Origin of the sequence: Flammeovirga pectinis, from assembly GCF_003970675.1 — a bacterium.
Lineage (GTDB): Bacteria > Bacteroidota > Bacteroidia > Cytophagales > Flammeovirgaceae > Flammeovirga > Flammeovirga pectinis.
Map to the genome: position 1 here is coordinate 640,406 of NZ_CP034562.1, position 14,023 is coordinate 654,428.

11 protein-coding genes are annotated in these 14,023 nt (G+C 32.7%); 9 read left to right on the forward strand and 2 right to left on the reverse strand.

What is annotated here, in order from left to right; all coding sequences use genetic code 11:
* Nucleotides 1-65 precede the first annotated feature (65 nt).
* The 9 genes from EI427_RS02630 to EI427_RS02670 all read left to right on the forward strand — a co-directional run bounded on the left by EI427_RS02630 (nt 66) and on the right by EI427_RS02670 (nt 9,994).
* A complete protein-coding gene (locus tag EI427_RS02630) occupies nt 66-629 on the forward strand; it encodes a hypothetical protein (protein WP_126611312.1) in 564 nt (187 codons plus the stop codon).
* A 16-nt stretch (nt 630-645) separates the two neighbouring features.
* The gene (locus EI427_RS02635) at nt 646-1,605 is read left to right on the forward strand and encodes an AAA family ATPase (RefSeq protein ID WP_126611314.1); all 960 of its coding nucleotides are present in this window, start codon (nt 646-648) and stop codon (nt 1,603-1,605) included.
* Entirely contained in the window at nt 1,605-2,528 is a 924-nt protein-coding gene (locus tag EI427_RS02640; RefSeq protein ID WP_126611316.1) for a DUF58 domain-containing protein, read from the forward strand. Before EI427_RS02635 ends, EI427_RS02640 begins: the two co-directional genes overlap by 1 nt.
* Nucleotides 2,509-2,982, forward strand: a complete 474-nt coding sequence (locus EI427_RS02645) for a DUF4381 domain-containing protein (protein WP_126611319.1) — start codon at nt 2,509-2,511, stop codon at nt 2,980-2,982. Before EI427_RS02640 ends, EI427_RS02645 begins: the two co-directional genes overlap by 20 nt.
* Complete coding sequence (locus tag EI427_RS02650; protein WP_240655343.1) at nt 2,948-3,955, forward strand: VWA domain-containing protein; 1,008 nt, start codon at nt 2,948-2,950, stop codon at nt 3,953-3,955. The genes EI427_RS02645 and EI427_RS02650 overlap by 35 nt, the downstream gene beginning before the upstream one ends.
* Complete coding sequence (locus EI427_RS02655; protein ID WP_126611321.1) at nt 3,948-5,681, forward strand: VWA domain-containing protein; 1,734 nt, start codon at nt 3,948-3,950, stop codon at nt 5,679-5,681. Before EI427_RS02650 ends, EI427_RS02655 begins: the two co-directional genes overlap by 8 nt.
* Complete coding sequence (locus EI427_RS02660; RefSeq protein ID WP_126611323.1) at nt 5,675-7,015, forward strand: BatD family protein; 1,341 nt, start codon at nt 5,675-5,677, stop codon at nt 7,013-7,015. The genes EI427_RS02655 and EI427_RS02660 overlap by 7 nt, the downstream gene beginning before the upstream one ends.
* Nucleotides 7,016-7,072: 57 nt before the next feature.
* Entirely contained in the window at nt 7,073-7,912 is an 840-nt protein-coding gene (locus EI427_RS02665) for a hypothetical protein (RefSeq protein WP_126611325.1), read from the forward strand.
* 246 nt (nt 7,913-8,158) lie between these two features.
* Nucleotides 8,159-9,994, forward strand: a complete 1,836-nt coding sequence (locus tag EI427_RS02670) for an OmpL47-type beta-barrel domain-containing protein (protein ID WP_126611327.1) — start codon at nt 8,159-8,161, stop codon at nt 9,992-9,994.
* 144 nt (nt 9,995-10,138) lie between these two features.
* Here the strand turns inward: EI427_RS02670 and EI427_RS02675 are convergent, their stop codons facing one another.
* Both EI427_RS02675 and EI427_RS02680 read right to left on the reverse strand, forming a co-directional pair.
* Nucleotides 10,139-10,393 (reverse strand): hypothetical protein, encoded by a 255-nt coding sequence (locus tag EI427_RS02675; RefSeq protein ID WP_126611329.1) that lies wholly within the window; start codon nt 10,391-10,393, stop codon nt 10,139-10,141.
* Nucleotides 10,394-10,633: 240 nt separating this feature from the next.
* Nucleotides 10,634-13,942: a beta-1,3-glucanase family protein gene (locus EI427_RS02680; protein ID WP_126611331.1), complete on the reverse strand. Its 3,309-nt coding sequence runs from the start codon at nt 13,940-13,942 to the stop codon at nt 10,634-10,636.
* Nucleotides 13,943-14,023 lie beyond the last annotated feature (81 nt).

The window sequence follows — 14,023 nt, forward strand, 5'->3', positions numbered from 1 at the left end:
CAGGGAGTAAATAGAAATATTTATTCCTTGGTTTTTCTATACTATTCTAAACTTACTATCGCATTATGAAGAAATATTTTTATATAACATTCTTATTGATGTTTACATTATCAATAGTAAATGCACAAGCTTATTTAATGTCACCTACTTCAAGCCTTCAATCTCTTGAAAATACAACACAGACTACTCCAAAACCTCAAGAACCACATAGCTCAGAAACATCGAATTCTCCTGCATTTTTGAAAATGCCTAGTACTGTAGAAGTTGATGGAGCACCCATTCAATTAGTAGATTACATTAATGACTTTACAACAGCATTAAATAAAAAGAATTACACCAAAGTTTCGTATTACTTTATTGGAGCAGAAAAATTTTCTGATGATACTAAAGCACTTAAATCATTTATTGATAAATATTGGTGTGGAAAAGAAGAAGGAAAAGAATACAATGGGATAATCTGTTTGGAAACTGACGACATAAAAAAAATTGAAGTAGTATCTTCTAAACAATTAGGAGGAGCAACCTATGTATTAAAACATAGATTGACTACTAAAAAAGAGAAAAAAGTAATGGTGGAATTGGTCATGCAATTATCAGAACAAAGACCTCAATTTGTTGGTGCACTGTAAGTAATAAATTTATAAAATGATTGATATAATTAAAGACCTAGAAGATAGAATAAATGCCCAAATTATTGGTCAGGAAGAATTGGTGCAATCACTGGTTATTGGATTGATCACAGAAGGCAATATCTTATTAGAAGGCTTACCTGGGTTAGCGAAAACTAGAGCTGTTAATGCACTTAGCAAAGTTATGGCTATAGATATGAACCGTGTGCAGTTTACCCCAGATTTATTACCTTCTGATATTACAGGTACAGAAATTTACAATCCAGAAGGAGAAGAAGCCTTTCAGTTTAAACAAGGTCCTATTTTTACAAATTTGGTTCTTGCAGATGAAATTAACCGTGCACCTGCAAAAGTGCAATCTGCTTTGTTAGAAGCAATGGAAGAGCACCAAGTAACAGTGGCAGGTAAAACCTATAAAATGGACCCTTTATTTATGGTAATTGCTACTCAAAACCCTGTGGAACAAGAAGGGACATACCCATTACCAGAAGCTCAATTAGATAGGTTTATGATGAAAGTAGAAATTACTTATCTGAATAAAGAGAGCGAAGAAGAGATGCTAAAGCTAGTACGACGAGAACAGAAAAAATCATCAGATACTAAGCCAAAAGAAAAGTTAGATCCTAAATTTATTTTTGAGTGCAGAGATAAGTTAAATGATATTGAAGTTTCTGAAGCAGTAACTAAATACATAATTCGTTTAATAGATGCCTCAAGGTTTCCAGATAATTACACATCAGATTTATCAAAATATATAAGTATTGGAGCAAGCCCAAGAGGGAGTATTACTCTTGATAAAGCAGCAAGATGTTTGGCCTTAATGAAAGGCAAGAAGTATGTAGATATTGATGATGTAAGAGAAGTTGCACATAGAATATTAAGACATAGAATAGCCTTAACTTACCAAGCAAGTGCCGATAGAAAATCAGCAGATGATATAGTTACAGAATTATTAAAAATAGTCCCAATTGCTTAATGTCTTCTTCAGATTTACATATTAATATTCAAGACCTTTTAGCATTAGAAGGAATTACCGAAGGAACGGAATTTTTTAAGCATCAAAGAGTAGCCGGGTTACTTTCTGGTAGACATGCGTCTATGCTTAGAGGAAGAGGGTTAGACTTTTCTGAAGTTCGGAAGTATGTAATGGGAGATGATATCAGAAATATTGATTGGAAAGTAACTGCCCGAACAAGAGAAACGCACACAAAGGTTTTTAGTGAAGAGAAAGAACGTCCTCAAATGGTAATTCTTGATCAAAGCTTGGCCATGTTATTTGGTTCATCACATCAATTAAAAGCAAATATTGCTATTCAAATGATGGCCATACATGGATTTAGAGCGTTAAAAATGGGAGATAGATTTGGAGGGATTATTTATAATGATGAACACACTTTAATGTTCCGTCCATCAAGAAGTAAGAAACTTTTTCAGGCATTGCTAGAAGAAAGTTTACGCTTAAACCATGCTTTAATAGATCAAAAAATAAAGCGTAACACTAAAAATGATAAAATTAACGAGGCGTTATTTCAGATGCTTCAGATTGCTACGCATGATTATATTATAAATGTAATAACAGATGCAACGCTTTTAGACGAAATTGGAATTGAAAGACTAGGAACATTGGCACAAAGAAACAATGTGATTGTAACACATATTTATGATCCTTTAGACGAAAAGCTACCCAAACAAAGAATGCCTTTAACAGATACCAATGTACAGATAGATTGGGAGGTATCTAAGGAGAAACAAAGGGCATTTGAAGAGGATTATAAAACAGTTTATCAGGCGATAGAAAAGAGGTTGTTTAATTATAGAATACCATTAATTGAGTTTGATACAATTACTCCAATTAGAACCCAAGTAAAAGAACTACTTAATGATCAATATAGAAAATAATATAGGAAAGGTAATACCACCAGCTCCTATTGCGTTTACTTTTGATGCAATTGGATGGTTTGTACTATTAGGTATTATAGTACTCTTTTTAATCTTCCTATCTTTAGCAATTTGGCGTTACAAAGAAAAGAATAAATATAGAGAAGAAGCACTTTCTTTATTGCACACTATAGATAGTTCAGAACCAACATCTGAGAATGTTTATGCTATTGATAAAATCTTGCGAAGAACGGCATTTACGGCTTTTCAAGACCAACAGGTAAAACAATTGATGCAATTGGATTGGAAAAATTACCTCGATAAAAAGATCAAAAAAAACGATTTAAATGATGTAGATTTTTTAACGGTAAATCAGCTTGTGTTTTCGTCGTCTAAAAACAGCATAGAACTCAAATCAAAATATAAAAAATATTATAAGTATGCCGAAGCTTGGATACGAAAACATGCACTTTGAATGGACCAATATCTGGGTATTGGCTTTTGTGCTTTTTATCCCTTTGGTCTATTGGTTAATACCTTCTATGCGTCAGGTTACGTCTGCATTGGTTTTTCCTTCTTTTAAAAGAGCAGTAACTATTTCGGGTATTCACCCCAAAAAAAAGTCCAAAATAACCAAGAAAAATTTACCTCAATGGATACTACTTTTTCTTATTTATTGCTGCATTTTATTAGGAGCAGCAGGACCAAAATTTGTAGGTAAACCGGAAAAGAAAATCAAAACAGTTAGAAGTTTTTTAATTACTGCTGATATGTCTTTTAGTATGAACAATAAAGACTGGGTAGTAGGAGATAAACGTAAAACTAGATGGCATGCCGTACAAGAATTAATGACCACTTTTATAGGAGGAAGAAAGAGTGACAGAATGGGTTTAGTGCTTTTTGCAACACACCCTTATTTACAAGCACCTTTAACCGAAGATCTTAATGCAGTAACATTTATGTTGAATGATGCAGAAGTAGGTATGGCAGGGCAAATGACAGGTATTGGTGATGCAATTGGGTATAGTATGAAGGTTTTTGAAGTGGATACTACTAAAGAAAAAGTAATTTTATTACTAACAGACGGTGTAGATAGTGGCAGAGGAACAAACCCTTTAGATGCAGCCGCTGTAGCAAAGAAAGATAGTATAAAAATTTATACATTGGGTATAGGAGACCCTACAGGAAAAGATAAGATAGACGAGAAAACAATGAAGTATATAGCACACTCTACAGGTGGGGAATACTTTAGAGCTATGGATGCAAAAGAACTTAGGAATGCTTACGAAGCTCTTGATAAATTAGAACCAATAAAATACGAATCTACGACTTTAAAGCCTGAAGTTTTATTGTATTACTATCCTATCATTGCAGCAATAACATTAGCTTGTTTATTGATTTTCACCTTAAACATTCTCACACTTATTAAGTCAAATAAGAATGAATAACGAGCAGATTATTACATATATCAATCAGTTTCATTTTCTGAGACCACTGATGCTATGGTTTTTTGTACCGTTAGTTATTTTTTTGGTGCAATACATTTATAATAAAAGAAAGACTGAGTCTTGGAAAGGGTTAATTCGTAAAGAATTAAGAAAAATAGTGATCCTGAATCAGAAAAATAGAAAAGCCAATTTACCCGCTATTTTAATGTTCTTTCTTTTGTTTTTAATGATTATTGGTGTAGCAGGACCAACGTTTAAACAAAAAAAATTACCATCAATACTTAATAAATCTGTGGTTTGGATAGCACTTGATTTATCACAGAGTATGCTGACAAAAGATATATCACCAAATAGACTAGAAAGAGCCAAGTTAAAGGTGCGTGATCTATTTGCTGAAAAGTTGAACACTAAAGTGGGTTTACTAGTATTTGCAGGAACTCCTCATGTTATTTTTCCTCCATCATTAGATAAGAAAGTAATGGTGCCGTACATGACTACAGTTAAGCCTAGAATTATGCCTGTAAAAGGGACTAATTATGAATTGATGCTGAATTATATTGATACCTTAACTCAAAAAGAAGTAGCTCCAGCAACCTTAATTATTATTACAGATGAAGTAACAGAAGCTCAAGCACAACTCATAGAAAAGTATCGAAATACATCAAAAGGTTTTGTACAAGTTTGGGTAGCAAGTTCTTTTAATGGTGGCTTTGTTCCAAGTCCATATAATTCTAGAAGAGAACTAAAATATGAAGGGAAATCTATCTTATCAAAAGCAGATAGATCACTTTTAAAAAGATTAGATCAACAAGAAAGAATAAAAGTTATACCACTTACTTTAGACAATAGTGATGTAGATGCTTTGGCAGATCATATTAAAAAACATATGGTGATTAAGACCGATGCAGACAAGAAGGAAGACGATTGGAGAGATGATGGAATTTACTTTATTTATCCAATAATTATCTTTGGCCTTTTTTGGTTCAGAAAAGGGTGGATGGTCAATTGGGGTTTGGTACTTTTAATTTTCTTATCCTCTTGTGGGGTAGAAAGCAAACACCCAGACTGGTGGTACACCAAAGACTATCAAGCACAACAAAAAATAGACAATGGAAATTATGCAGAAGCGGCTCAATTGTATACAAGTTACGCCAATAAAGCCTATGCCTTTTACAAAAGTGGAGACATTGAAGCTGCAGCAGCTGTTTATGAAATGGACAGTACAGCTACTTCTCAATATAACTTAGGGTTAATGTTTGTGGAATTAGGGAATTATGAAATGGCACAAAGTGCTTTTAGAGTGGCTTTAAAAAGAGACCCTAGTTTAACACAGGCAAAAGAAAGTTTGGTGAAAGTGAAAATTGAATTGGAGAAGAAGAATGGTAAAACAGAAGCATCTCAAGATAATGATAAAGACACTTCTCAGGCTGTAAAAGCATTAACGGAAAAAGAAAGAAAGTTATCTGACAATGATTATAATAAAAAGAAAGCTAAACAAGCCGATGCTGAAAAACAGAAGCTAGTCGATCCCAAAAAGAGGAAGTACAAAGAACAGGATTGGCCAGAAGAAAATAAGAAAAAGAAAGATAGAATGAATCAGGTGAGTGCAGCTTCTATGGTAATGGAAAAGACGAATGCAGACCCTAGTGAATTTCTTAGAAAGAAGTTTATTCTACAAAGAAAAAAGTATTATCCACAGGTTAAAAACCCAAAGAAAGCATGGTAAAAAGAATAGTAATTCTATGTGGCTTACTTATTTTTTGTCTGTGTAGTTATGGACAAAAGCCATTTGCAACGGTCTCTTTAAATAGAACTTATGCTTTTGAACAACAACCTATTAAAGCAACTATTAAAGTATATTCTCCAACTTGGTTTACAGATGGTTTAGAATTTGGCGATCTAAAAGTGAATGATGCGTTTATTATTCCTTTTACAAATTCTGTAGCAGGTAATGCAATAATAAATGATCATAGTTATGCCATGATTACCTACTACTATTTAATTTTCCCTTATAAAGTGGGCGAATTGGAATTTCCTGAATTAGAAATGACTGCTTTTATTCCACCTAAAGGAGATTTTGAAGGCAAGGCTACTACTTTACGAACACGTTCTAAAGTGATACACGTTCGTAGTTTACCGGCATCAGATAAGGCTGCGTTTGTGGCCAATGCAGCGTATTTAAATGATTATTGGAACAAAGATTTTAAAACCTTAAAAGTGGGTGATGTTTTAGAACGCACCGTTACAGTAACTGGCTTTAAGACAATAGCTAATTTTATACCCAGTATCTCTATTGATAGTGTAACTTATGCCAAAAGGTATTTAAATTCTAACCTCACAAACCAAGAAATTGATGATAAAAAAGAGACCCTAAAAAGTACTCGAACAGAAAAGTATTCTTATTTATTTACCAAAGCTGGAGATTTCGAAATGCCGGGGTCAGAGGTTACCTATTTTAATCCTTTTACAGGGAAATATAAAACGGTTAGATCAAAAGCAATGAAAATCCATGTAGACACCTCTTCTAATTTAGGAATAGTAGGTTCTATTGCAGATAGTCTTGCTGCTTTACAGCCTTCAATTGCTATAGATAACACACCAAAAGTACCTTTAAAAGAACAGATTATTGCATTCGTTGTAGGTCATAAATACCAACTTTTATCCTTCATTATTTTCCTTTCAATTTATAAAAGGCTATTTAGAATAATACGTTTTATACTTTTCAGATTCAAGGAAAAAAGAAGAGTTTATTTATTGTCTGAAGAATATGCCTTTAAAAAAGCACTTCAGAAATCAAGGAGTAAGAATCCATATTTGTATTTACAAAGTGTCTATAATTGGCTATTACATACCCAAACACATCAAGTAAGTATTACACAACAAGCCAAAGATGTAGGAGATGAGAAGGCTTTTAAAAGGCATCAAGAATTATTTAAGGCACTTAATTATAAAGATCTTAAGAAGATTCCAACCTCATTTTCATCTGTGTTAACTCACCTTAGAAATAGTATGCGTAATCGAAAGAAAAAAAGAAGATCAAAATTAGAAGATTGGAATTGAATCACTCATTATTTTCTTGTAAATTATATAACTACTACTAATCAATTTTAATATACTATGAAAACCACTCTTTGTTTATTTATCTTATCTCTATTCATTGCATGTTCAACTCCAAACGAGAAATTAACCTCAGATTTAAAAGAGCTGAAATTAAATGGTGATATCCAGTCTGTTGTTACTCTAAATTACATTGCAGATAGTAGAGACGGAGAAATTGTAAAAGGACCTCAAGCATCTTATACAGAAGAAACGTTTGATAAATACGGTAACATTATCGCTTCTAAAGGGGGGTATACCAATACATTTACTAGAAAATTTGATGAACAAGGGAATCTTGTAGAAGAAGTCAATTATTGGGATGATAAAGTAGTGCGTAAATATGTGTATGAAACCAATAAAAATGGAGATGTAACTAAGGCAACGATATTAGGGCAAGGAGGAGAGTTAGCACAAATACGATACTCTACCTACGATAGCAATGGCTATTTTATTGAAATGAAAGTGATGAATAGTAATGAACAGTTAGAGTCTAAATTAGTAGTTGAGAACGATAAATTAGGGAGAGAAATTAAACAGACTTATTTTGATAGTAAAGGAAATATGGAAGGTGAAGTAAACTTTGCTTACGATGATAAAGGGAATAAAATTTTAGATGAAACAAAGTTTCCAAATGGAACAACTAAAGAACGCTTAGATTTTGAATATAACGCCAAAGGATTAGCATTAAAACAAATTACGAAAAGTAAATATGAGAATAGCTTAGTTGCTTACGAGTATATTAATTTTGATGAACACGGAAATTGGATTTTACGATATTCCAGAGAAAAGCGTTTAGACAAAGAACTAGCAGAATTAAAACCTAGATCTTATGAAAAAAGAATAATTACATACCTATAGAAATTAGATTATAAAGTGATTTTTTTAGTGCGAAAACTAAAAAATCGCTTTTTTTTATTGATGTAATAAAATGTTTAGATATTAATTTTTATAGTATATTAAAGTATGTTAAATAGGGTTTTTGTAGTTTCTGTCTATTGTTTGATGTAAAGTCATAACGTTTGTTTTGGTGTAGTAGTGTAACTATTTAGGTAGAAAAGGAGTATAATTAACTAACATTACCAAAACCTAATTTTACCAAAAACTATGAAATATTTACTATTATTACCCTTAGCAATAGGTCTATTATCAACATACAATATTTACGGGCAGTCTCCACAAAAATTAAATACAGAATTAGTACAAATACAAGAAGAGCCAGAAGTATTATTAGCTTCTAATAATTCACCTGAAAGATTACAACATGCTAAATCTGTTTATGTAGATAACTCAGGTACATATATAAATAAAAGCTTACCATTATATTTAAATTTTACAACTACAAAGGAAGAAGGTGCGGTTTCTTACTCATTAAACGAGTCTGAAGAAGTAGCACCAACAGACGGTCTTTATTTAGATACAGAAGGTCCTAATTATATTCGTTCAAAATGGGCTGTAGACCCGAATTCTAAAGAATATTTTTTGCCTAAAAGAGAGGTTAAATACGAAGTAATAGCAGATAGTAAAGCACCTGTATCAAAAATTTCTTTTGATGGAACTCGTTTATTTGACAATGGCGTCGAGGCATTTTACGGTAAAAATTTATTAATGCATTTAGAAGCAAATGATAAATACTCTGGGGTAGATAAAATATTTTATTCTTTAGATGGGGAGAATTTTCATGAATACGGATCTTCTATGAATTTAGAATCAGAAGGACAACACATTGTATATTATTATGCAGCAGACCATGTAGGTAATCCAGAAGAGGTAAGAACATCTACATTTAAGATTGATTTAACTGCACCCGAATCTTCGTATACTTGGAAAGGTTTAGTGTATAATGAAAATATACTTTCTCCAAGTACAACATTAAGATTATCTAGTGAAGACGCCATGTCGGGTTTAGACCATATAGAATTTAGTTATGATAATAGTGCATTCGAAGAATTTACATACCAACCAATAACGTTAGATAATTTAAAAGACGGAGAGCACACAATACATTATAAAGCATTTGATTTAGTAGACAACGAAGAGGTAGAAAAGACAGTCTCTTTTTATCTTGATAAAATTGCTCCAGAAATCTCGCACGAAATTATAGGAGACCAATATGTTATAGGTTCTACTCGATTTGTTTCTGCAAGAACTACTTTTTCTATTGCTTCTTCAGATAATAAAGCAGGTGTAAAAAACGTTTTCTATAGTACAAACAAGGGTAATAATTATACACCCTACACAGATACTCCGTTCACACTTAAGAGCGAAATAGGAAAGCATACCATTATGTATAAAGCTTCTGATAATGTGAATAACCAAACGGTAGAAAAAACAGTTGAAGGAACAGAGACTTTGTTTATGGATAACATAGCTCCTACAACATCTTTAATGTATATCGGTAATAAGTTTGAGCATAGGGATACTCTTTTTATAACATCAAAAACGCAAATTAGATTAATGGCGAACGATAGTCATTCAAAAGTAAAAGATACTTTTTTTACTTTAAATACAGGCAATGAAAAAGATTACAGTGGAGCATTTACAGTAAATGAACTAGGAGACCAAACGTTATCTTACAGAAGTATTGATAACGTAAATAACGAAGAAGCTCCTGTTGAAGAAAAGTTTTTTGTAGATAACGAAGGTCCAGAAATTCATTATAATATGAGTATTGAGCCTATTGGTAAACATAGTGAGTTTGATATTTACCCATCATTTACAAAGCTTTATTTAGGTGCTACAGACACACATGTAGGTACTAAAGAAATTAGATATTCTATTAACGGAGCAGCAATGCAATTGTATTCTAGTGGAAGTAATTTAGATATCTCAGAGAAAGAACATTTAAAGAAAGATCATCATTATAAAATCAAAGTTGTGGCTACAGATAATTTAGGAAATGAATCTAAAAAAACGATTGAGTTTTATGTAGGCCAACATTAAAAAATGAACGATTACTAAAGAAATACCCAATTTTAAGAAACGTGTAAACGTGCCTATTTTTATTAACAATTTGACAAAAAAAATAAAAATCCTGAGGTAGATTATCTCAGGATTTTCATGTTTGTATAGTATATAAGTACTCTTTTAGAAGCTTAAACCACTTTTTATATAGTTTAAGAAACCTCTTTTTTTGTTTCGTCTAATCACAGATATCAAAGTTTTACCCATATGAGCACTACTTTCAATTGCATTAAACTGATCAAGAGAAATGTTTTTAAATTCTTTGACATCTTCATTAATAGCACCTTGTTTGAACTTAGCAATCAAGTACTCTTCTTTGTAATTATATATTAAGAATTCTAATAATGTAGATGACTCTTTGCAGTTAATATATTTCATTTTTAAGCTGATTTGCAGGGTTATCTGATAAATAAATTACGATAAAAATTATAATTCTCCAACTTAAAGAGAGAACTACCTATCTATTTTCAAATTATCATTTAAATAATACTATTCCATGGTATAGACAATTGAAGTAGGGGGAGTAGACAATTAATGCTTTAAAAGGATAAAGCCTAAGATAAAATACCTTAGGCTTTATAATTACTCAGCTTGCGTTAAATGAAATACATTCACACACTATTTTTTGATCCATTTCAATGTTTTATTGAAAGACGAGTTTTGAATATTTATCAAATACATTCCTTTTGGAAGTGTAGAAATATCTAATTGAGTTTTTGTATTAAAAGCATCTTGTATTAAAATACTTCCATTCGTATTTAATAATTGTAATATCACTTCTTCATCAGAAGCAATAGTGATATTTACAAAACGATCTGATGGGTTGGGATACACATTTAAAGCAATTTCATTCTCTAAGTTTAATGTATTTACACGTGCATTTGAAGAACTACAAGTATGTCTTTGCGTGCTTCCGTTTCTTTCGCCACCTTCTGGAACATTATATACAAAATAGAAATCTACAGATGATGTATTTTGAACAGTATAAGAATAAGTACCATCACCATCATTGTCCATAGGATAGCCTGCTCCGTTTACAATCAGTAATCTTGTAGAAGAACCTATGCTATTTCTTTGAGGCTCAAAACCGATAACTACATCATTACCTTCATAAGCAACTGTGTAATAATAATCTACTGTGCCTGTTGTAGTAAACCCTGCATCTCCATCGCAATTAAATTCACTGACTGGAATTTCTGGTTCTTCTAAAGTAGTTATATTGTGAATAGCAGCAGCAGAATATAAACCTGAAACATCTTTAGCTTGTATAGAAACAGCATAACTAGTAAGCGGGTTTAACTCTTCAAAAGTATATGAAGTAGCTGAAGTAGTTACCGTAATTTCATTCATTGTAATATCATACCCTTCAATTCCTTTATTATCTGTAGAAGGATTCCAACTTACTGTAAACGAATTATGTGTTATATCACTACTCTGAAGATTAGTAACATTACTAGGTGCTTCGGTATCTGGAATTACAGGACCACAACTGCCAACTTCAAATTGATGAGGCGTTGCTGCACTATTCCTCTCTCCACCTTCAGGTACTGAATAGGTAAAGTAGAAATCGACTTGATCTTCATTATTTGCAGTTAATTGGAATGGAGAATTTGGTGTAATAATATTGCCTCCTTTATTTCCTAAAGACGAAGTACTATAATATAGAATGATGATATTATTACCTACACCATTTCTACCAGGAACAAAAGTTAATGTTGGATTTTCTGCATCGTTTGATATTTCATAAGCGTAGTCTCCGTTTGCTGCAGCTCCATTGCAATTTGATGTCGGAGGAATAACTTCATCTTCTACCGTTAAAAAACTTACTGAAGCACTTTTACTTTTTCCATTTGCTGATGCAATTACTTCTACCGTATAACTAGTATTTTGAGCTAAATTATTTAATGAATAACTCAGGTTAGATGTCGTAGTTAAGCTAGTACCATTTAAAAGTACTTGATAAGATGTAGCACTTACGTCAGTCCAATTTACAATAGCTTCATTCTGAGTAATATCAGAAATGCTAACAATAGGTGTTTCTATTTCGGTTGATGGAGGAGTACTAACAGAAGAACAAGCTCCTAAAGTTACACTGTGCATATCATCAGCAGTATTTCTTTCGCCACCTTCAGGAACATTATATGTATAGTAGAAATTTAATTGATCTCCTTCAGAAGCAATAACATCAAAAGGTACATTGGCTTCTGCTAAGTTTCCTCCAAATCCAGAAGTAGTATTTACACCATAATATAAAATGGCTGTCTGACTTGCAACACCTGCTCTATTTGGAATTAATGTAACGGTATATGTTGCACCTGCTTCTTCAATTTTATAGGTGTAATCGTTATTTTCTGGTGAACCACTACAAATACCATCATCTGGAATAATAACGTTTGTACTGTCGTAATAAACAACAACACTTGTTGAATTTGAAACGCCATCCTTTGATGCAGTAATAGTATATATTCCTTTTTCTGAAGCAGAGAAAGAACCATTGTTTTCTATCGTTCCACCCGTAGAAGACCATGAAGCATAGATCGTCATCGCCTCATTATTTTGATTGAAGGCATCTACATTATAATCATGTATCCCGTTGAGGTTAAGAGAGTCTATTGTATTGTTGATAACGATAGAAGTTAAAGTATCTGATGTAGCATTTAAATACCCACCAAAACTAATTTTTAAAAGAGATGGAGCTGGAGTGTGTACAGATGGAGAATAGTTCCACACATCATCGTAAGCAAAACCATAGGATAAACCATCTAAACTAATTGATCTATCGTGCCAGAATGCAGCATAAAAGTTATACGGAAATTCTTGGTAATAGTCCTCTTCTTTAGACCAATCTTGTACACCTACATTTGGAGTAGTTACATCCACAACATGGCGGTTAATAGCAGCACATAATTGAGCTTGTACTAATAAATCCGTTGTCGGGTCTTGCACAACATTATCAAGAACTCCTTTACCTTCAAAAATTTCTTGAGTGGTTGGCTTTCTAACAACAATCCCAGACCGTCCTTCAAAAGCAGTAGAAATACTATGTAATTCTAAAGCACCACCATTTACTCTACCTTGCCAAACACCTGCATCTCCAGAATCAAAAATTAAATCTTCTTGTGCGTATTTTTCCCAAATCTGATCAATATAAGGTTTCATGTAATCTACATACAGCCCAACTTCTGGCATTGTACCAATTGTACCGTCAGAAAAAGGTTCAGTTTTAGAAGGTGCTGTAATCTCTCCTGTTGAAGGGTTTACACAACCTAAGAATTCTTGAGGAGCAGTGGCTAAAAATTTCTCAACAATTGCTTCGTGAGTTGCTACCTCTCCAACTTTCTTTTGGTAACCATCTGCTCCAAACAATTCCATTCCAATTGGAATTTTGTAAGAATCTACACGAGTAGGATTACCAAAGAAACCATATTGATTATATGTAAGCTCAATAATTTCGTAAGGAATCCCTTGGTTAGGATCCGTAGGGTCGGTATGGTTAGGAGATGAATAACCTGAAGGATCACCTGTTGCACCATGAAAAAATAAATAAAGTGGTTCGCCAACAGAGATAAATATTCTACATCCTTGGATTGGATTTAAAAGGACTGTTTGATCTTGAATATCACTTAGTTTTGTAAATACATCTGCGTACAACCCTGTCTGATCTGGATTCTTATTACCACCATAAACAGGACCAGGCATTGAATTATAAGATTTATTCATTGGGTATTGTTCCCCCGTTTTCATGTCAACCCAAACGTGTACGCCAGGAACACCAGAAAGGTCTTCACCAACAATAGCAACATAGAGTTCGTCGTTGCTATATTCTGAAGGGTTTTCGATAACCACAGGAAAGGCATCTTGTGCATAACTACTACCACTCAAAAATAGAAGGATGAGTGTAGTGAAATTGTAAAATAGATTTTTCATTTTAGTTGCTTTTGTGTTTAATAGCGATAGAACAATAGTTATATATTTAAAATAAAGGGTGTATGTACCCAGGGCTTGTTA